Origin of the sequence: Roseburia hominis A2-183, from assembly GCF_000225345.1 — a bacterium.
Lineage (GTDB): Bacteria > Bacillota > Clostridia > Lachnospirales > Lachnospiraceae > Roseburia > Roseburia hominis.
Genome location: NC_015977.1, coordinates 3,538,567 through 3,559,014, shown reverse-complemented (window position 1 = coordinate 3,559,014; position 20,448 = coordinate 3,538,567). Strand labels below are relative to the sequence as shown.

At 50.7% G+C, this 20,448-nt stretch carries 19 protein-coding genes and 1 tRNA gene; 15 read left to right on the top strand and 5 right to left on the bottom strand.

Annotation, left to right across the window (positions count from 1 at the left end):
* Positions 1-35: 35 nt before the first annotated feature.
* On the top strand, positions 36-1,709 hold the full coding sequence (locus tag RHOM_RS16655; protein ID WP_014081324.1) for a calcium-binding protein: 1,674 nt from the start codon (positions 36-38) through the stop codon (positions 1,707-1,709).
* Positions 1,710-1,896: 187 nt separating this feature from the next.
* Here RHOM_RS16655 and pepT read toward each other — a convergent pair whose 3' ends face one another.
* A complete protein-coding gene (gene pepT, locus RHOM_RS16260; RefSeq protein ID WP_014081323.1) occupies positions 1,897-3,138 on the bottom strand; it encodes a peptidase T in 1,242 nt (413 codons plus the stop codon).
* Between the two features lie 153 nt (positions 3,139-3,291).
* Here pepT and RHOM_RS16255 point away from each other — a divergent pair.
* Positions 3,292-3,364 (top strand) — tRNA-Lys (locus tag RHOM_RS16255).
* Between the two features lie 163 nt (positions 3,365-3,527).
* The gene (locus tag RHOM_RS16650) at positions 3,528-5,264 is read left to right on the top strand and encodes a methyl-accepting chemotaxis protein (protein ID WP_014081322.1); all 1,737 of its coding nucleotides are present in this window, start codon (positions 3,528-3,530) and stop codon (positions 5,262-5,264) included.
* Positions 5,265-5,328: 64 nt separating this feature from the next.
* Here the strand turns inward: RHOM_RS16650 and trmB are convergent, their stop codons facing one another.
* Entirely contained in the window at positions 5,329-5,967 is a 639-nt protein-coding gene (gene trmB, locus RHOM_RS16245) for a tRNA (guanosine(46)-N7)-methyltransferase TrmB (RefSeq protein WP_014081321.1), read from the bottom strand.
* Between the two features lie 220 nt (positions 5,968-6,187).
* Here trmB and RHOM_RS16240 point away from each other — a divergent pair, with 220 nt between their 5' ends.
* Entirely contained in the window at positions 6,188-7,582 is a 1,395-nt protein-coding gene (locus RHOM_RS16240) for a D-alanyl-D-alanine carboxypeptidase family protein (RefSeq protein ID WP_014081320.1), read from the top strand.
* A gap of 82 nt (positions 7,583-7,664) precedes the next feature.
* Here the strand turns inward: RHOM_RS16240 and RHOM_RS16235 are convergent, their stop codons facing one another.
* Positions 7,665-8,177 carry a hypothetical protein gene (locus RHOM_RS16235; RefSeq protein WP_014081319.1) on the bottom strand — a complete coding sequence of 171 codons (513 nt, stop codon included), beginning with the start codon at positions 8,175-8,177 and terminating at the stop codon, positions 7,665-7,667.
* Between the two features lie 244 nt (positions 8,178-8,421).
* Between RHOM_RS16235 and RHOM_RS16230 the strand changes: the two genes are divergently transcribed.
* Positions 8,422-9,051 (top strand): type IV toxin-antitoxin system AbiEi family antitoxin domain-containing protein, encoded by a 630-nt coding sequence (locus tag RHOM_RS16230; protein WP_014081318.1) that lies wholly within the window; start codon positions 8,422-8,424, stop codon positions 9,049-9,051.
* Positions 9,052-9,963 carry a hypothetical protein gene (locus RHOM_RS16225; RefSeq protein ID WP_014081317.1) on the top strand — a complete coding sequence of 304 codons (912 nt, stop codon included), beginning with the start codon at positions 9,052-9,054 and terminating at the stop codon, positions 9,961-9,963.
* Here RHOM_RS16225 and mobA read toward each other — a convergent pair whose 3' ends face one another.
* Positions 9,964-10,569 carry a molybdenum cofactor guanylyltransferase gene (gene mobA / locus RHOM_RS16220; RefSeq protein WP_044025112.1) on the bottom strand — a complete coding sequence of 202 codons (606 nt, stop codon included), beginning with the start codon at positions 10,567-10,569 and terminating at the stop codon, positions 9,964-9,966.
* A 155-nt stretch (positions 10,570-10,724) separates the two neighbouring features.
* Between mobA and RHOM_RS16215 the strand changes: the two genes are divergently transcribed.
* From RHOM_RS16215 to rsmI, 8 genes are all read left to right on the top strand, one after another.
* Positions 10,725-12,179, top strand: a complete 1,455-nt coding sequence (locus tag RHOM_RS16215) for an aminotransferase class I/II-fold pyridoxal phosphate-dependent enzyme (protein ID WP_242823150.1) — start codon at positions 10,725-10,727, stop codon at positions 12,177-12,179.
* A gap of 29 nt (positions 12,180-12,208) precedes the next feature.
* The gene (locus tag RHOM_RS16210) at positions 12,209-12,799 is read left to right on the top strand and encodes a nucleoside/nucleotide kinase family protein (protein WP_014081314.1); all 591 of its coding nucleotides are present in this window, start codon (positions 12,209-12,211) and stop codon (positions 12,797-12,799) included.
* 25 nt (positions 12,800-12,824) lie between these two features.
* Positions 12,825-13,265: a YaaR family protein gene (locus tag RHOM_RS16205; protein WP_014081313.1), complete on the top strand. Its 441-nt coding sequence runs from the start codon at positions 12,825-12,827 to the stop codon at positions 13,263-13,265.
* An 18-nt stretch (positions 13,266-13,283) separates the two neighbouring features.
* The gene (locus tag RHOM_RS16200) at positions 13,284-14,306 is read left to right on the top strand and encodes a DNA polymerase III subunit (RefSeq protein ID WP_014081312.1); all 1,023 of its coding nucleotides are present in this window, start codon (positions 13,284-13,286) and stop codon (positions 14,304-14,306) included.
* Between the two features lie 4 nt (positions 14,307-14,310).
* On the top strand, positions 14,311-15,222 hold the full coding sequence (locus tag RHOM_RS16195; protein ID WP_014081311.1) for a PSP1 domain-containing protein: 912 nt from the start codon (positions 14,311-14,313) through the stop codon (positions 15,220-15,222).
* Complete coding sequence (locus RHOM_RS16190) at positions 15,209-15,952, top strand: tRNA1(Val) (adenine(37)-N6)-methyltransferase (protein WP_014081310.1); 744 nt, start codon at positions 15,209-15,211, stop codon at positions 15,950-15,952. Before RHOM_RS16195 ends, RHOM_RS16190 begins: the two co-directional genes overlap by 14 nt.
* A 65-nt stretch (positions 15,953-16,017) precedes the next feature.
* On the top strand, positions 16,018-16,797 hold the full coding sequence (locus RHOM_RS16185) for a prolipoprotein diacylglyceryl transferase (RefSeq protein ID WP_014081309.1): 780 nt from the start codon (positions 16,018-16,020) through the stop codon (positions 16,795-16,797).
* 66 nt (positions 16,798-16,863) lie between these two features.
* On the top strand, positions 16,864-17,703 hold the full coding sequence (rsmI, locus tag RHOM_RS16180; protein WP_044025111.1) for a 16S rRNA (cytidine(1402)-2'-O)-methyltransferase: 840 nt from the start codon (positions 16,864-16,866) through the stop codon (positions 17,701-17,703).
* Positions 17,704-17,862: 159 nt separating this feature from the next.
* On the opposite strand, the gene RHOM_RS16175 is transcribed toward rsmI, so the two are convergent.
* Complete coding sequence (locus tag RHOM_RS16175) at positions 17,863-19,551, bottom strand: DUF885 domain-containing protein (protein WP_014081307.1); 1,689 nt, start codon at positions 19,549-19,551, stop codon at positions 17,863-17,865.
* Positions 19,552-19,830: 279 nt separating this feature from the next.
* On the opposite strand from RHOM_RS16175, the gene RHOM_RS16170 reads away from it, so the two are divergent.
* Positions 19,831-20,436, top strand: coding sequence for a nucleoside recognition protein (locus RHOM_RS16170; RefSeq protein ID WP_014081305.1), 606 nt, complete (start codon positions 19,831-19,833; stop codon positions 20,434-20,436).
* Positions 20,437-20,448: the final 12 nt, after the last annotated feature.

The following is a 20,448-nucleotide window of genomic DNA, read 5'->3' as shown; positions in this document are numbered from 1 at the left end:
CCAGGGATGGACAGGAAAGCCACGGAGGACACACTATGGATAAGAAAGAGAATCAGCCACGCGAGAAAAAGGGTATGCCGCTTGCACCGGTCTTTTTGCTGGGAGCAACGGTGCTGCTGTTGATTGAAATGTATTTTATCGTCAACCTGCCCCGGGTATATCTGGTGCAGATTATTCTGGGAGCAGCAATTCTCGCCTGTACTTATGTATTTATTGCTGCCTTATTAAAGGAGATACATAAGAGCGGAGAGCAGGCAAAAGACGAATATGAGAGGATGCTTCGCGGAGAAAAGGCGTCGTATCTGATGCTGAAGAAAATCTCGGAGCAGCTGGAGGCGGTTGACCGCAATACCAGGGAGCCGGGCGAGGAGATTATCACAGCGCAGAAGGCGATCGCCAAGGTGACCATTACCAGAAGCAAGGAAAATGCAGATGCACTTATGAATTCCAACGACCGCGTAGTGGACAATCTCTTACAGTTAAAGGAGAGCATGGATGCTGGATTCGAGCAGTTTGCCGGAAAGCAGCAGAACATGATGGATGATTCCGTTAAGGAACTCGTCTTAAAGCAGCAGGAATTTGCCGAGGAATTAAAGGAGGTTACCGCAGGGCTTAAGGAGATTACCGAGGGACTTCAGGCAGTGAAGGAGACGGTTGCAGAGGAAAAGGCGCAGACGCTTGCCGCTATTGAGAGCCGGATGGACGAACTGGTAAGCCAGAATGCGGCGCTGGAGAGTAAAATTGCAGAAAGCACGGCAGCTGCAGCAGCGCAGAAGCCGGAGCCAGACATGGAGCCGGAGCTGACAGAATCAGAGCCGGTTATGAAAGCGGAGCCGGAGCTGGTCATGGAACCACAGCCGGAAGAGGTCATGGAGCCGCAGCCGGAAGCGGTCATGGAGCCGGAAGCGGATTTTAGCATGCCGGATACACCGGAGGAGGAACTGCCGGTTGTAGATGCAGAGACGGTGACGGATGACACCCCGGTGATGGAAGAGTATGAGGAACCGATCGTAGATTCCGACGCGATTGTGGAAGAGGAAGATGCGGCAGCTGCCACAGACGATCAGAATGAGGCTGAGGCAGAGAGTGCGGCGATAGACAGTTTCGATTTTGGAGCAGATGATCTCGATTTCGGAGGAGACAGCTTAGACCTTGGAGTGGACGGTCTTGATCTCGGGACAGAGAACCTTGACCTAGGAGCAGATAACTTAGATGCCGGAGCAGGCGGACTTGATCTTGGGGCAGACAGCTTAGACCTCGGAGGAGACAGCCTTGATTTAGGAGCAGATAGTCTCGATCTTGGAGCAGAGAACCTTGACCTTGGAACAGAGAACCTTGATCTCGGAGTGGATAGCTTAGATTTAGGAGCAGATAGTCTCGATCTTGGAGCAGAGAACCTTGACCTTGGAACGGAGAACCTTGATCTCGGAGTGGATAGCTTAGATTTAGGAGCAGATGGCTCCGATCTCGGAGGAGAAAGTCTCGATCTTGGAGCAGATCTGAAAGAGGAAGCCGCACCGGAGAATGAAGCATCGGACGAGCCAGAGCCAGTAGCCGCGCCGGAGAACGAAATACCGGACGAGCCGAAGGTGGCCAAGCCGCAGAAAGAGCCTGAGACAAAGGCAGAGGAAGCTGCACCGATGGATTTTTCCGATCCACACAAGCTTATGACTCCGGAAGAAATTGCCGCATTGATTGCAAAAATGTAAGAGCAGGTTCCGGGATAAGCAATGAAGTTATTAGCAGTTTCAGAATAAAAAATGAGCGTGGAAGATTCTCTGAAGTAAAATGTGGGAATTTCTTCCACGCTATTTTTGTATCTGAAACGATAATACTTATTTATATATCCCGGAACTTCCTATTACGGGAATCTATGCGGCAATTCTTTCCGTAATCTTACAGATCAGACTCCGCGACGATCGTCACGATATTCTTGATGACGGAGACTGCTGTCTGCATGCCCTCCACGCTGATATGCTCATACGGACCGTGGAAGCCGTAGCCGCCGGTGCCAAGATTCGGGCATGGAAGCCCCATAAAGCTTAATCTGGCGCCGTCTGTACCGCCGCGGACCGGGCGGGAGAGCGGTGTGAGACCGGTCATCGAGATTGCCTTTTTTGCGATATCCACAACATAAGGATGCTGTTCGATGATCTCAAGCATATTGGAGTAGGAATCCGTGATGGTAAGAGAGACGGTTCCGGTGCCGTATTTCTGGTTGATCTCCACTTCCAGTGTGCGGAGTCTGTTCAGGCGTGATTCAAAAGAAGCCCTGTCGTGGTCACGCACGATATAGGAAAGTTCTGCAAAAGCGACATCACCCTTCATGTCGGTCAGATGATAGAAGCCCTGTCTGCCCTCGGTGTGCGCTGGTGTCTCCTCCGGCGGAAGCTGCGACTGGATATCGCACGCCACAAGAGCGGCATTTACCATAATATCCTTTGCCTCGCCCGGATGCACATTGACGCCTTTAATGGAAAATTTTGCGCTCGCGGCGTTGAAATTCTCATAGGCGACTTCGCCCTCGTAATCGCCGTCTACCGTGTAGGCAAAAGCAGCCTTAAAATAATCTAGGTCAAATAAATCTGCACCGCAGCCGATTTCTTCGTCCGGGGTAAATCCCACCCAGATATCTCCGTGAGGCATTCCGGAAGAAATGATCTCTTCGAGCGCTGTGATGATTTCTGCCACACCGGCCTTGTCATCCGCGCCGAGCAGTGTCGTGCCGTCGGTGGTAATCAGGGTTCTTCCCTTCAAATCCTTCAGCGTTGGAAAATCAGAAACCTTTAACATTGCCCCAGTACCGTTTAAACGGATGTCACCGCCGTCATAATCCGGAATGATCTGTGGTTTGACGTCCTTGCCGGAGTAGTCCGGTGCGGTATCCATATGTGAGATAAAACCGACGGCCTTGCGTCCCTCACAGCCTGCAGTCGCCGGAAGCAGACCGTACACATAGCAGTGGTCGGTCAGAACCACATTTTTAAGGCCGAGATCCCGTAATTCCTGCTCTAGTACCTTTCCGAGATCAAACTGACGCCCGGTAGACGGAATTTGTACCTTGCCGTCTGTCATGTTATTCTCATCCGATGTCGTCCAATAGGACACATATTTCAATAATCGCTGTTCAACTTGCATAAGAAACCTCCTTGATCTATGCCATTCTATCTATAAAATAACACAATTGAAAAAAAAAATTGAAGTTTTTTAAAAAAAATGTTGCATTTCTAAAATTTCTGTTATATAATAATTTTCGTGCTCGGGTGATACAGAACACGAGATACAAAATAAGCGCCACTAGCTCAGCTGGCAGAGCACCTGACTCTTAATCAGGGTGTCCAGGGTTCGAACCCCTGGTGGCGCATTGAAAGGTACCGATTTTACAGCATTGACTGTGGGGTTGGTGCTTTTTTTGTATTTATAATACATATCATTAAAATTTTTTAAAAAAAGAGTGTATCCTATTTAACAGAAGGAAAAGCCTGACGATATAAAAAACAGATACTATATGAAGGGGAGAGAGGCAGATGGAACAAAAGAATATTGAGGTGCAAAGGAAAAAAGGTCTGAATCTGATGATGAAGATTCTGATCACGGCAATCATACCGCTACTGATTCTTGTGACTTTTGCAGGGCTGGCAATCCGGGCGGTTGGCGTTTCTGTGTCTGATAAACTGATGCAGCATGAATTGAAGACATCGATTTATGCAGTCAATCAGACCTTGTCCGTTATAAGCAGCGGCGACTGGAATGTGGACGGAGACCAGCTGTACAAGGGAGATTACAATATCTCGGAACATCAGGATGTGCTGGATGCTTTTAAGGAGAATACCGGACTCGATGTTACGCTCAGCTGGAATACGACCCGGATGGCGACTAGCCTTGTGAGACAGGACGGCAGCCGTGAGACCGGGACGGAGATAGCAGCAGATGTGTATCAGACTGTGAAAGAAAAGGGTAGTTATTTTGTGTCCGATAATGTGATTGATGGTCAGAAATATTACGGATATTATGAGGGATTGTACAACAGTGACGGTTCCATGGCGGGTCTGGTGTTTACCGGTATGGCGTCTACTTCCGTTCACGAAATCTACAATGACCGATTGAAAAAAAATATAATATTTATGGTAGTGCTTGCAATCTTTGCATGTATCTTTCTGGCAATTGTGATGATGAAGATTGTGAAGGCAATGATGTCGATGATCGATCATCTGGACGATGTTGCGGAGGGAAATCTGGACAGCAGGATCAGCGACCGCATGACGAGCCGCTCGGACGAGATCGGAAATATTGCGCGTGCGCTGTATTCACTTATTGGCGGACTGGCCATGATTGTAAAAAACATCCGGACATCCGCAAAGTCGCTGGATGATTTCAGCGCCAGGTTCCAGAACAGCTTTACGACGATCAATGAGTCCATTCATAATGTGAATACAGCGATGGAGGACATTGCGAACGGAGCGACGAATCAGGCGGGCGAGATGCAGAAGGTCAATGAGCAGATCAGCGACATGAACGAAGCCATTGCCGAGACGACAAAGAACGTGGAAAATCTCACGGGCAGCACGGAGGAGATGAAAGAGCAGAATCATAAGCTCGACGGCACGATCAAAGATCTGGTGGAGATCAGCGACCGCACCAGAGAATCGGTGGATGAGGTCAACCGTCAGACAGACAGGACGAACCAGTCTGTCATGGAGATCGGCAGCGCGATCCAGATGATCACAGATATTGCAAGCCAGACCAATCTGTTGTCCCTGAATGCGAGCATCGAGGCTGCGCGTGCGGGAGAGCATGGAAAAGGATTTGCTGTGGTGGCGGATGAGATCCGTCAGCTTGCGGATCAGTCCAGTGACTCCGCGAAGAAGATCGGTGATATTGTGGAAGAACTGATTAAGAACTCTAACAAGAGCGTCGAGACGATGAACGGTGTGCTGGATGAGATCAATGAGCAGAACGAGAAGCTTTCGACCACCAGAGAGGCATTCGACGGACTGAATACGGAGGTCGGCAATGTGGTAGTTGCGATTGACAATATCCGGCGTGAGATCGAGACAGTCAACACGGCGAAGAATGATGTTATGAGCAGCATGGAGAGCCTGGCAGCGATTGCACAGGAGAATGCGGCAAGTACCGAGGAGACGTCGGCTTCCATGACGGAGTTAAGCGGCATCGTCACGGACTGCAATGCGCAGACGAAAAACCTCGTGGATATTGCAGAAAATTTAAGCGACAATGTCAACCAGTTCCGGATCAAAGAATAAAAGAAAATAGAACACAAAAAACACCCGCAGGCGGATCGAGAAAAATCCAGACTGCGGGTGTTTTTTATCTGGAAGCGATCAGCTTGCAGATCGGATTGCCGAGGGAGGAGAACTTCTCCTCGTACTCCGTCATGATATTGCCTTCATTGAGCACCGGATCGTGATGCAGATCTCTGGTGGAGGCGTCCAGATGCCAGCCGGCTTCCGGGATCTCCTCCAGGGAAAAGGTAAAAAGATCCTGATTGTCGGTCTTGAACTCCAGATGTCCCTCCGGCGCGAGAACCTCATCGTAGCGCGCGAAGAACTGACGGGAGGTGAGACGGCGCTTGGCGTGTCTGTCCTTCGGCCACGGATCGGAAAAGTTTAAGTAGATCCGGTCTACCTCTCCGTGATCGAATACCTCAGCGACATCGGCGGCGTCCATGCAGATGAAAAACAGGTTCGGGAGCGGATTCTCTTCCATTTTCTGCAGGGCGCGCAGCAGGACGCTGGAGTAGCGCTCGATTCCCAGATAATTGATGTCGGGATGCGCTGCGGCAAGATCCATCATGAAGCGGCCCTTTCCCATACCGATCTCAATGTGAAGCGGCTGCTGTGACGGAAAAATCTCCTGCCAATGGCCTTTGTGCGTCTCGGGGCTTTTGATGCAGTAGACGCTCTCTGTGATGGCGGCGTCTGCACCTGGTATATTTCTAAGTCTCATATTGTTCCTGCCTCTCATAAGAAAATCTTAATAAATGTCGGGAAGTCCTATAATTGTGGACATACAAGATATTCTACAATAAATCTGTGGATAAAAAAAGAGCTTTTGCCAGAAAAATTGTTGCATGTATTTTTTTCTGCGATTATACTGATACTAGTTATGTTCCGGATATATATGGAAGAAATGGACAGGATTTCTGGATAGAATGGAGTTATAAGCAATGCGAAGAGCGAATGTGTGGAAAAAGGCGGCATGTGTCGCCTTAAGTTTACTATACTTTTTACAGATAAAGCCGCAGGTGGTGCAGGCGGCAGATTACTGGCCGGAAGGACCGGAAGTACAGTCACCGTCCGTGATACTGATGGAGATGTCGACGGGGACGGTTCTGTACGAAAAAAACAGCGATGAGCGGAATTATCCGGCAAGTATCACGAAAATCATGACGACGCTTCTCGCGCTGGAGAATTCCGATCTGAATGAGGTCGTCACATTTTCTGATGATGCGATCAACAATACTGAGGGGTCCGGAATCTACCGCGATTACGGGGAGCAGATGACGATGGAGCAATGCCTGTACGCGGTTATGCTGAATTCGGCAAATGAATGTGCCTACGCAGTGGCGGAGCATGTCGGCGGTACGGTGGAGCATTTTGTGGACATGATGAACGAAAAAGCGGCGGAGCTGGGATGTACCAACACGCATTTTGCCAATCCGCACGGTCTGTTTGACGAGAACCATTACACGACGGCGCACGATATGGCGCTGATTGCCAAAGCGGCATACCAGAACGAGACCTTCCGGATTATTACGGGGACGGCACGCTACACCATTCCGCCGACGAACAAGCATGATGAGCCGACGGATCTGCAGAATCACAATGAGATGCTCTACCCGTTCAAGACGCTCAAGTACCGGTATGAGTATTGTACCGGAGGAAAGACGGGATATACGGATATCGCGCGTAGCACGCTGGTCACTTACGCCGAGAAGGACGGCATGAGTCTGGTATGCGTCGTGATGCATACGGAATCGCCGAATCAGTGGACCGACAGCCGGAACCTTTTCGACTATGCATTTGATAATTTCCAGTTGTTCAATATTGCGGACAATGAGACCAGATACATGGATTCCGAGGCGGTGGAAGTTGGAGCCTTAAATAACAACAAGGCGTTTGTGGACATCGACGCGAATGCCAATATCGTTCTTCCGAAGACGACCGACTTTAACGATGCGGCATCGGAGATCACGTATGACGACGTCAGCGAGAACGTGGTGGGAACGCTTGCCTACACCTATGCGGGACGTCAGGTCGGAAAAGCAGACATAGTGACAACCGGTGCGGTTGTGGACGGATATATTTTTGACAACCAGAGCGAGGTAGAGCAGGAGACAGACACCGAGGAGGAGACGGTCTCTACGGTGCGGATCAGACCGCGCACAATTTTGCTTATCGTAGCCGGAATCCTGCTTGCAGTAGGGTTGATCTTTGCCGGAAAGAAGTTCTACGATAACTATTATATTATCCGGCACAACCGGGAAGTGCGCAGGAACCGCAAAGAGCAGTTTCGACAGATAAAAAGCAAGTCAAGACGCCGTAGAAGACATAGAAGATAGTATAGAGAAACAAAAAACGACAATATTCCATGTTGAATATTGTCGTTTTTTGCGTTATGGACACGAAAAAAATGATAATAAATTATCTGACAATTAAGCTTTTCAGCAGGATTTCAAGTTGATTCGGGTTCTTTGTGTAAAAAAGAATGCCGCCTGACACAGTGTGCGCGGTCAGATATTTTCCCTGAAACAGAGGGGAGTCCGTGATGCGGGAAAGCATGTAGGAGGAGACAGCATCGTCCGCTTTTAAAAACAGAGGCTGGTAATCATCCATCCGGCAGACGTCGGCATTTGCTTTTTTGAAAATATAGGTAAGCTCCTGCTCCTGCGCTAACTGTTCGGCAGTCTTGTTCGGAATGAAATAGCCGAGTTCATCCTTCGGCATATTCAGAGAGCGGATGGCGCGCTGCACCTGTTTGGTCAGAGCGTCGGACGCCGGGTATAGAGACTCAAAATATTTCATGAAATCGGCAGCCGTGCGGAAATGCTCGTTTTTTCCCTTTTCTAAGACCTCGGTCATCAGGATCCGGCGGATGATTCCCTCGCAGGTTTCCCGGGACGGATTCTTGCGCAGGGAGGGTGATTTTGCTTCCATAGAGAACTCCTTTCTGCAAACGACAAAAAAATTGTCTTTTATGACATTATAAGACAAATCAAGAGCTGTGAACAGCCGGAAAAACGACAGAAACGATAAATTGACAAACAGCAGAGTATCCTTTATAGTAAAAATAAGCAATAAATACCACAAACATATACATTGAGCGGAGAAGTTATACAGAACTTTCCCTAAAATGCGTAGCAGGAGGGGAAGGCTCAAAAGGAAAGGTACGGGGAACGATATGTCAGAATCTTATGTGATTAACGAAAAGAGGGAACTCATTCTGGATCGTGTCAAAGAGTTCATCTATCAGAATGGCGGTGTGGTGAAAAAGAGCCAGCTGAATGAACTGGGGATCGATTACCGGCGGATTCTGGATTTTGTGGAAAAGGGAGATCTGATCCGGATCAAGAACGGGTACTATGCGGTGCGGCTGAGTGATTTCTCGGAGGAGGAGCTGATTGCGCGGCTGTTTCCTGATTGCGTCTTAAATCTGGAGACCGCATTGTACGCGTACGGCTATCTGGACCGCAAGCCTTACGGATACAAATTGTCGGTGGACAAGAACACATCCAAGTCGCGGTTTAAGCTGGATTTTCCGCCGGTGGTGCCGCTGTATGCGGAGCCGGAGACCCTGACACTCGGTGTGACGGAGATTGACTATGGCGGCGCGAAGATGAAAATTTTTGACCGGGAGCGCCTGATGTGCGAGTGTCTGAAATATGAAGATAAGATGGAGCGCGAGCTTTTCAAAGAAGGGCTTTTAGCGTACATCCGTGATCCGAAGAAGGATGTTGCAAAGTTGATGAAATACGCAAGGGAACGCAGAGTGGTAAAGAAAGTACAGACGATGATAGGAGTATGGCTGTAGATGAAACATACGATCATAGAAAAAGCTGCACTGAAAGCAAAAAGTGAAGAGACCGGTATTCCGTTTTCCAATCTGCTGGCAGGCTATGTACTGGAAGAGCTGATGTATCTGATCGAGGATTCGCCGTTTTCCCTGTTTCTGTGGCTGAAAAACAGCGGTGCGCTCGGGGTGGAACAGTACCAGAAGAAAAATCTGTTGACGCTGGATTTTGCCTATGTGACAGATCCACGCGCTATGAAGCGGGAGGGGATCGTTCCGGGGCAGGAACTGTCTCTTAAGATGGGATATGTCATGCTCGCGTACATCCTAAAAGTGGAAAAGGTGCCGGACATTTCCTGGAAAGGAAGAGCGAGCGCGGGAGATCACCGTGTGGATCTGGAGATTGCGGGGGAGTTCGAGGAGATGACGGTCCCGATCCATATCCGCGTCACGGAACTGACCGAGGAAGGCCTGGTTCCGGTCAAGCGGACTTTTATGCCGTTTATGGAAGGCGGAAAGCAGATTCCGTATCTGGAATATCCGGTGGAGAGTATTCTCGCGGAGAATCTTTTTTATCTGATCCGGGATATGGAACTGCTTCCGGATATGAGCGTCTACGATAAGGTTTACGGGATATTAAAGACGGAGCCAGTGGACGGCAGGCATATTCAGGAACTGCTCGGCGAACATTGCAAAAAGCAGCAGTTACTTCCCGAGGAGTCGCGGATGAAAGAGATTCTTTCCTACCGCGATTACAGCTACATGAGAAAGCGTTGGGAGAAATATTTAAGACACCGGAAAAGAAAAGAACCCGCATGGACAGAGGTCATGCAGGTTCTGGAACAATTCCTTCCGCAGATGTGGAGCACCCTGTGCCGGGACGAAATTTTTTTCGGAGACTGGATGCCGGATCTGCAGCGGTTCTTAGATTAGTTAAATGCAGTGAAGGTGTCGGAGCGCCAGATAGTAGTCGTCCCTGGTATCCAGATGGGAAAATTGAAGATCTGCCGGAATATCGGAGTCTTTGGTTGCTTCTTCGCGCTTCAGATAGGACACGCTGCATTTCTCGCGCAGCGTATCGAAAGTGAACTGGTGCAAAAGCAGACACTTTCCGATGGATGGCAGGCAGCTTTTGGAGTAGGCGGACGCCGGTACTTTTTGATCCGTTTCGGTGCCGGATACCGCGGCGATGTCAAAACCGTCCAGATGCTCCAGCAGCTGCAGTCCGACTTCTGGTTCCAGAAAAGGGGTGTCGATCGGCAGAATAAACGCCTGGTCTTCATCCATCATGGAGAGACCGGAAAATACGCCGGACATCGGGCCGGCGTTCATGTACAGATCGGCAATTTCTGTGACGGGGAGTGACAGGTGTGTATATTCGCCCGGCTTTTTCACGGATAAGTAAATATGCGAAAAATGCGGTTTGTACTTGTTCACAAGGTATTCCAGCAGACTTACTTCGCCAAAAGGCAGCAGGGCTTTATCGGTTCCCATGCGCGTGCTTCCGCCGCCGCACAGGATAATGAGTGCGTGGTTCATAAAAATTTCCGCCATTTCTATTAAATAAATATATCCCATATCATAATGGAAAACGGTGGAATGTTCAAGTGACAAAAATTCTGCTGCGCGGATCGACGGGACAAAACAAGATGGATTGACAGGGGAAAGTGACAGGAATAATGGAGAGAGAGCATTTGTATCAACAGCTAATTTCATACGGGGAATCGGATGTCTACCCTTTTCATATGCCGGGGCACAAGCGCCGGGCACTTTCGTTTCCAAATCCGTATACCATCGATATTACGGAGATTGACGGATTTGACAACCTGCATCATGCCGAAGGGCTTATCAGGGAGGCCGAGGAGCGCGCGGCGAAGCTCTACGGTGCGGACCGGTCGTATTACCTGGTAAACGGGAGCACCTGCGGACTGCTTGCCGCCATCTGCGCTGCCGCACGGCGGGGAGATAAGGTACTGGCGGCAAGGAACTGCCACAAAGCGGTCTATCACGCGATTTCCATGCAGGGACTCGCGGCGGAGTTCCTCTATCCGGCAATCACGCGGGGAGATCTGCAGGGACAGATTACCGCGGCGCAGGTGGAGGAGGCGCTGACAAAGCATCCGGATATTGCGGTTGTGATCCTGACATCCCCGACCTACGAGGGGATCGTGTCGGACGTCGCGGCGATTGCGGCATGCTGTCATGCACACGGGGCGGCGCTGATTGTCGATGAAGCGCATGGGGCCCACTTCGGATTCGGAGCCGGATTCCCGGAAAATGCGGTGCGCCTTGGGGCGGACGCCGTGATTATGAGTCTGCACAAGACGCTGCCGTCGTTTACACAGACGGCGCTTTTGCATTGTAACGGCACGCGGATTGATCCCGGGCGCGTGGCACGGTATCTGGGCGTCTATGAGACGAGTTCGCCGTCGTATCTGTTTATGGCGGGAATGGATGCATGCATCGACCTGATCCGTGAGCAGGGGGCAGAACTTTTTGCGGAATACCGGAGACGTCTGGATGCATTTTACCGTGATACGGCGGACCTTACGCAGCTGCATGTCATGCGGCGGGAAGACCTCTGCAAGGAAGAAGCGTATGACTGGGACGATTCCAAGCTGATTATCTATGCGGGCACCATGGGCGGCGAGGCGCTGCATCAGGAACTGCTCGGACATTATCATCTTCAGATGGAGATGGTGTCGGCGGACTATGTGCTCGGCATGACAAGCCTTATGGATACGGACGAGGGCATGCGGCGGCTTGTGACGGCGCTCCATGAGATTGATGAAAAGAACCGGCGTATGGCGGAGCCCCACGAGACCGCTGAAGAGAACCGGAAGACGGAATTAGACGGAGAAGTGCCGGAAGCCGGATTTACGGCGCGCATGTACCGGAAGAATCCGCGCCGGATGCAGATTTATCAGGCGCTGGATCTGCCGTACCGGGAGGTGCCGCTTGATGAGGCAGTCGGGAAAATGGCGGCGGATTACGTTTACCTGTATCCGCCCGGAATCCCGCTCATCGTGCCGGGAGAAGTTATCACGGAAGAGTTTATCCGGCACATCAGAGAGTGCCGGGAGAGAAAGCTGAACGTGGAAGGGCAGGGAAATCTTGCCCCCGGTCGGATAAAGATTGTATATTTTTAAAGACTATATTATACTAGAAGGTGCAGCGAATGGGAAAAATCTATTGCATGATGGGCAAGAGTTCAACAGGAAAAGATACATTATATAAGATGCTTCTGGAAGACGGGGCGCTTTCGCTGAAGAAGATCATTCCCTACACGACGCGGCCGATGCGCCGGGGAGAGACGGACGGCGTGGAATATTATTTCTGCGGAGAGAAGGAGCTGTCCGGTCTTCTGGAACAGGGAAAAGTCATTGAACTCCGGGCATACGATACGGTGCAGGGAGTATGGAAGTATTTTACGGTGGATGACCATCAGATACAGGATCTGCGGCAGAATTATCTGCTGATCGGTACGCTGGAAGCATACGGGAAGCTCCGGGACTACTTCGGAAAGGAACGTGTTGTTCCGATATATATTGAAGTGGAGGATGGAATCCGGCTGGAGCGCGCGATCGGAAGAGAGCGGCAGCAGCGGGAACCGCACTATGAAGAGATGTGCCGGAGATTTCTGGCGGACGCGGCAGATTTTTCAGAAGAAAAGCTTTTGGACGCACAGATTACGATGCGGTTTGTGAATGATGATTTAAAGCAAACGGAAGAAAATATCCGCGATTATATATTGTCTCAGAATGATTGACGGATCAGGGAAAGAGGGTGGCAGATTGGATATTAAGGTGAATCAGGCACAGATGGTGACGCAGGTGCCGGACACGGTGACGACGGAGACCGGCGACGGAACGTTCAAGTTCACGCTGGCGAGCGCGATCACGGATGCAGAGCTTCAGGCGAAGGTGGACAGTCTGTTATCGGACATTACGTTTCAGGGGAACCGGATCGCGGAACATATGGACATCCGCGATATGAAAAAGTACCGCGGACTGATCCGTGATTTTATGAATGAAGTGGTCTACCGCTCTCATAAGTTTTCAAGAGAGAATTTCCTGGACCGCAAGGGACGCCACAGAGTCTACGGACTGATCCGGCTGATTGATGCCAACCTGGACGAACTTGCACAGGAACTGGTCAAGGATGAGAAGGATCACATCACGATCTTGAGCAAGATCGGGGAGATCCAGGGACTTCTGTTGGATATTCTGACTTAACATAAAACGAGGGAAGCTATGGCAGGATTTAAAGCTATTTTAGGGCATGAGCAGATCATAGAGCATCTGCAGAATGCAGTCACAATGGATAAGGTATCACATGCATACATCATAAACGGACCGGATAAGTCCGGCAAAATGATGCTCGCGGAGGCGTTTGCCCAGACACTCGAGTGTGAGAAGCTGGAGGACGTGGTGAAAAATGCCGCGCAGCCGTCCGACGTGGAGCCGTGTATGGAATGTCATTCCTGTAAGCAGGCGATGACGAAGAACCAGCCGGACATCATCTATGTGCGGCATGAGAAGCCGAATACGATCTCGGTCGATGATATCCGTACCCAGGTCAACAACGATATAGTAATCAAACCTTACAGCAGCAGATATAAGATCTATATGATCGATGAAGCCGAGAAGATGAACGAGCAGGCACAGAATGCGCTGCTTAAGACGATTGAGGAGCCGCCTGCCTACGCGATTCTGATTCTTCTTACCACAAACGCTGCCGCTTTTCTGCCGACGATCTTATCCCGCTGTGTCACATTGAACATCAAGGCAGTGCCGGATGAGAAGATCCGCGGCTATCTGATGCGCAAGTATCAGATTCCGGACTACCAGGCGGACGTATGTGTGGCATTCGCGCAGGGTAACGTCGGAAAAGCCATTCAGCTTGCGTCCTCGGAGGAGTTCAACGAGTTAAAGGACGCGGTGCTCCAGCTGATCAAGAGGCTTCGGGACATCGATCTGTATGAGATGACAGAGGCGGTAAAGCAGATCGCTACATACAAGCTTTCGATCAATGATTACTTTGATCTGATGATGGTATGGTATCGGGACGTGCTGCTGTTTAAAGCAACCGGCGACGTGAACGGCCTGATCTTCAAGGATGAAGTGTACGACATCAAGCGGCAGGCAGAGAAGAGTTCCTACAGCGGCATCGAGACGATCTTAGAGGCGCTGCGCAAAGCACAGATCCGGCTCAATGCCAACGTCAACTTTGACCTCACAATGGAACTGCTGTTGCTGACAATAAAGGAGAACTAGAAATATGGTAAAAGTAGTAGGAGTCCGCTTTCGGAATGCGGGCAAGATATATTATTTTGAACCGGGCAAGCTGGACATCCATGCGGGAATGCACGTAATCGTGGAGACCGCCCGCGGTGTCGAGATGGGAACGGTCATGACGGAGCCGAAAGGGGTTTCGGAGGAGGATGTCATCCAGCCGTTAAAACCGGTCATCCGCATTGCGACGGAGGCGGACGAGAAGACGGTTGCGAAGAACCGGGAAAAAGAGAAGGATGCTTTCCGCATCTGTCTTGAGAAGATTGCCAAGCACAAGCTCGATATGAAGCTTGTCGAGGCGGAATACACGTTTGACAATAATAAGCTGTTGTTTTACTTCACGGCGGACGGAAGAATCGATTTCCGTGAGCTGGTAAAAGACCTCGCAGCGGTATTCCGCACCAGAATCGAGCTTCGCCAGATCGGTGTGCGCGATGAGACAAAGATCATGGGCGGAATCGGTATCTGCGGACGTGCGCTGTGCTGCAACACCTATCTCTCGGAATTTGCGCCGGTTTCCATCAAGATGGCAAAAGAGCAGAATCTTTCTTTGAATCCGACCAAGATCTCGGGTGTGTGCGGAAGACTGATGTGCTGCCTGAAGAATGAGGAAGAGACCTACGAGTATCTCAACAGCAGACTTCCGGGTATCGGCGACCGCGTGACGACGGTGGACGGACTGAAAGGAGAAGTGTCTTCGGTCAATGTGCTCCGCCAGATGGTGAAGGTACTGGTAGAGGTGGACGATGAAAAAGAACTCCGGGACTATCCGGTGGACGAGCTGAAGTTCCGTCCGCGCCGCAGAAAGGAAAATATAAAGCTTTCTGCAAAGGAGCTGAAGGAATTGTCTGCGCTTGAGGATAAGGGAGGAAAATCCAAGATTGATGACACCAAATAATCTTGTCCATGAAAACGAGCGTCTGGATGAACTGCACCGGAACGGCTACTATATCATTCAGGATCCGGCGAGATTCTGTTTCGGTATGGATGCCGTGCTGTTGTCGGGATTCGCGCGTGCCAGACGGGGAGAGCGTGTGCTTGATCTGGGGACGGGCACCGGGATTATCCCGATCTTAATGGAGGCAAAGACGGAGGCAGAAGATTTTACCGCGCTGGAGATTCAGGAAGAGAGCGCGGATATGGCGAGAAGAAGCGTATTATATAATCACCTGGAAGAAAAGATCCGGGTTGTGACAGGCGATATCAAAGATGCCTCGGGAATATTCGGGGCATCTTCTTTTGATATTGTCACCACCAATCCGCCGTATATGATCGGACAGCACGGAATCAGTTCCGGCTCGGAGGCAAAAGCGATTGCACGCCATGAGGTTCTGTGTACCCTGGACGATATTCTGCGGGAGTCGGCGAAGCTGCTTGTGCCGGGCGGGAGATTTTACATGGTACACCGTCCGTTCCGGCTTGCGGAGATTATGAGCAAGATGGTTGCCTGCGGCATTGAACCCAAGCGGATGCAGCTGGTCTATCCGTACGTGGACAAGGAGCCGAACATGGTTCTGCTGGAGGGAAGCCGCGGCGGCAGATCGAGACTGACGGTGGAAAAGCCGCTGATCGTTTATAAGGAACAGGGTGTATACACGGATGAAATCTATGATATCTACGGATATTAACAAATGAACGGGTATGGCGGCACAGAAAGCAGCGGACAGGACGCTGTGGCAGAAAGGAAAAAAATATGTTTAATGATATTGTGATAGGACCGATTACCATTCATATGTATGGAGTGATGATTGCAGCAGGTTTTCTGGCGGCATTGCTGATGACGCTGCGCCGGGGCAAAAAAAGAGGCTATGATGAGGATATCATCTGGGGCATTTTCTTCTGCGCCATCATCGGCGGAATGCTCGGAACCAGGATTTTATATTATATTGTAGAGATTCCGGAGATCCTGAAAGATCCGTCCATCCTCTGGGATTTCAAGAACGGCTATGTGGTCTACGGAGGAATCATCGGTGGAATTCTGGCAAGTTATATCTACTGCCGCACGAAAAAGCAGGCGTTTATGCCGTATTTTGATCTGGTGATGCCGGCGGTTTCGTTTGCACAAGGCTTCGGCCGCTTTGGCTGCTTTTTTGCGGGCTGTTGCTACGGCAGGGAGACGGATGCGTGGTACGGAATCACGTTTCATAACTCCTCGTTCGCACCGAACGGTGTGAAGCTGATACCGACGCAGCTGATCTCAGCGGCGGGAGATTTTATCATCTGCGCGCTGCTGTTATGGTTTGCATCGAAGAGACCGAAGACCGGACGCGTTGCGGCGGCTTATCTTGTGCTGTACGGAATCGGAAGATTTGCCGTGGAGTTTTTGCGCAACGATTACAGAGGCAGTGTGGGTGTGCTGTCCACGTCGCAGTTGATCTCCATCGGCGCGGTGATCGGAGGAATCGTACTGTATTTCGCTGCACCGAAGCTTGCAGGAGTGGGGAATGTGGCCGAGGAGAAGTCTGTCGGATAGCAGGCAGGAATGCACGCGGGAAGTATACAGGATGTGCGCGCTTTATGCACGACGAAAGGAAAAGTTATGGCGGGAAAGTTATATTTGTGTGCCACTCCGATCGGAAATCTGGAGGACATCACCTACCGGGTGGTGAGAACCTTAAAGGAAGTCGATCTGATTGCGGCGGAGGATACCAGAAATTCCATCAGGCTGCTGAATCATTTTGAGATCCGGACGCCGATGACGAGCTATCACGAGTACAATAAGATCGAGAAAGCGTATCAGCTGGTGGATAAGATGCGCGAGGGACTTGACATCGCACTGATTACGGATGCGGGGACGCCGGGTATCTCGGACCCGGGGGAGGATCTCGTGCGCATCTGCTATGAGGAAGGCATTGAGGTGACGTCTCTGCCGGGACCGGCGGCATGTATCACCGCACTCACGATGTCGGGGCAGCCGACCAGACGGTTTGCGTTTGAGGCGTTTCTGCCGAGGGAGAAAAAAGAGCGGGCAGCAGTGCTCTCACAGCTGGTCAATGAGACGCGTACAATCATTATCTACGAGGCGCCGCACCATCTGATCCGCACACTGGAAGAACTGTATGGGACGCTCGGGGAACGGAAATTAACCGTGTGCAGGGAACTGACAAAGCGGTACGAAGAAAAGACATTAACGACATTTTCAGAGATTCTTGAATATTATAAAGACAATGAACCCCGCGGAGAGTATGTCCTGGTAATCGCCGGAAAGACATTTGAGGAATTGAAGCAGGAAGAGCAGAGGAACTGGGAGAACCTGTCGCTCGAGGAGCATATGGAAGTTTATGAGAAGCAGGGGATCAGCCGGAAGGAAGCGATGAAGCTGGTGGCAAAGGACCGCGGCATCAGCAAGCGCGATGTCTACCAGGCGCTGTTGTCTTAAAAAATACTTACATAAATGAAAATACTGTGTTATATTAGAAAACGCTGCAAACGGGGATGACCGTGTTGCAGCGTTTTTTACCAATATCATATTACAATTCGCAAAAACATTTTGGTTTATGTTGGAAACGATACATGTGACGCATAAGCTGCGCCGGGGCTATTGGGGAGCCGCATCCGGCAGATAATAATTATCCAGATACGTTTCAATGATCGAAAAAGGTGCAGGACCGATGGAGAGCAGAGCCTTATGAAAAGCGATATCGCTGTAGGCGCTTCCGTAGGTTTCCTGTGCCTTTTCTTTTAAATCCACAAATTCCATATATCCCACATAATATTTCAGATAATGGGCGGGTTCTTCCACGATCAGCTCATAGATTTCGCGCAGTGCGGTCTGATCCGTGATGCCGAAGTCTTTCCAGAAAGCGGTTGTGTCGGAAAAGCTCCAGCCGTCGTAGTGGATTCCCAGATCCGTCGACGCATAGAGACTCAGGAGGGCGGACTGATTCAGGGAGAGCAGCGAGGCGAGGTCATCGTCCAGCCCGGCATAATGGTACGAGATCATCTCCACATAGGTCGCCCAGCCCTCGACATAGCCCGGATAATTCAGCAGAAACCGCACGGGATGCAGTCCGGCTTCATAGGACATCACCGTCTGATAAAGGTGGCCGGGGAAGCCCTCGTGCGCCAGCGTTGTGAAATACCGCAGGGAGGAGGTGTCGGTGGAGGCATTGATAAATATGGAGTTCTGCGCATAATCGTCAATGGGCGAGGTGATGTAAAACGCAGGCGCCATATAGTCTTCCATGCACTCGTCAATAGAACTTACAGTAAATGTGGTCTCGGGTGGTGCAGGAAAATTTGCGCGCATCGCCTCCTGCAGCCCGTTTAGCGTTGCAATGGGATCGGCGGCAGGAAGCCGGACGGTCGTCTGGGATGCTTTTAACTGCGGGTTTTCGGAGAGGAGTGCTGCCGCCTGCTGCAGGTCGCTTTGCCGTTTTTCTAAGATCCGGTCCTGCAGCGCCGGAAGATCGGAAGCGCTCCCGGTGTTGTGGCAGACCAGGTAGCGGTAGTAATCTTTTCCGTCTGCAAAGTAACAGAGCCCCATATCGTTTTTGCCGCTGCCGAGAAGCTCTGTGAGCGCCGCGGCAAGATGGGTGTAGGCGGGAAGCACATGTTCCCGCACCAGAGCGGCATTTTTTTCCTTGTAGAGTGTCTTTTGGTTTTCCGTCAATTCTGACATGGCATCGATTTTGTGATCGAAGGTCTGGATGAGATAGTGTTGATCCGGGTCAGCTGTGAAGGCGTTACACTGTGAAATCAGTGTGTTGCAGGCATAGTCGGACATAAAAAGCCCGGCCTGTGCTTTCTGCTGCTCGAAGCGGATGATCTGGTCGAAATAATCGCCGGTCAGGGCGAGGAGCGCGAGATAGTCCTCCACGTCGGCTGGCTGCCGGAAACGGTATTCCTCATATAGTACGGGAAGCTGCGACTGAATGCCGGTCGTAGGGCGCAGCGGCTCGTCGTAGAGAGTCAGATCGGATGCGGAGAGCTCCGTCTTAAGATAATCCTGCAAGACGTCATAGGTGAGCTGACCGGAGGGCGGAAGGGCATCGCGGTCGTATTTTGCCAGAGCCGCGAGCGTGTTCTCCAGAGATGCATGGGATGCGGCAAGTGCTTCTTCCGAGAGACTGCCGAGCGTGATCGGAGTCTCTGTAATGCCGTAGTTTTCCGGATGGGACAGTGAAAAATGAAGATTGATCGTGTTGGAGGAGACCTCCGCCCGGAAAAAATCATCAAGAAACGCATCGAAGGAGGACGTGGAACCGGCGACGAAATCCGTCTGCATGGAGAAGCGGGAGCATCCGTTGAGCAGAAAAACGGACGTCATCAGTGGAAAAAGGACGAATTGCCGGGAAAATGTGTGGATAAACGAAGAATGCAAACAAACACCTCGGGAAACGCGGCAGTGGAGAAAACTCCTGTGCCGGAAAATTAACATATTCTATGTGGGAAAATGTGCAATTATTCAAAAGTTCTGCGATGCTTTTGCGCATCAAGGGGGTGCTGTCAAGATTTATTCCGGGATGCATATATATGGAGAAACGATAAAAACGGGTGAGGGGATATGAATTATCTTTGGGCATTTATGATTCTGACGGGCATCATCTACGGGGCGTTCCACGGAACCCTGCCGCAGATTACGACGGCGGCGCTCGATTCGGCAAAAGAGGCGGTTACGCTTTGTATTACCATGATGGGAGTGATGTCTTTCTGGGTGGGACTGATGCGGATTGCGGAAAAGGCGGGGATCATTGAGGGACTTTCACGGAGAATGCGCCCGGTGCTGCATTTCCTGTTTCCGGATCTCCCGCAGGAGCACCCCGCCAACGAATACATTGCGACGAATATGATTGCAAATGTCTTTGGACTTGGCTGGGCGGCAACGCCGGCGGGATTAAAAGCGATGGAGGCATTGCAGGAGCGTAACCTGGAACTCTGCGGACAAAAAGGAACCTCGCGGAAACGCGGACCGGATATTGCCACGGATGAGATGTGCACGTTTCTGATCGTCAACATCTCGTCCCTGCAGCTGATTCCGGTCAATATCATCGCGTACCGGAGCCAGTACGGGAGCGTCAATCCCGCAGCAGTAGTGGGTCCGGGACTTATTGCGACTATATGTAGTACCGCGGCGGCAATTATCTTTTGTAAGTTAAAAAAACGTTGCTGAAAGGAAACGAAA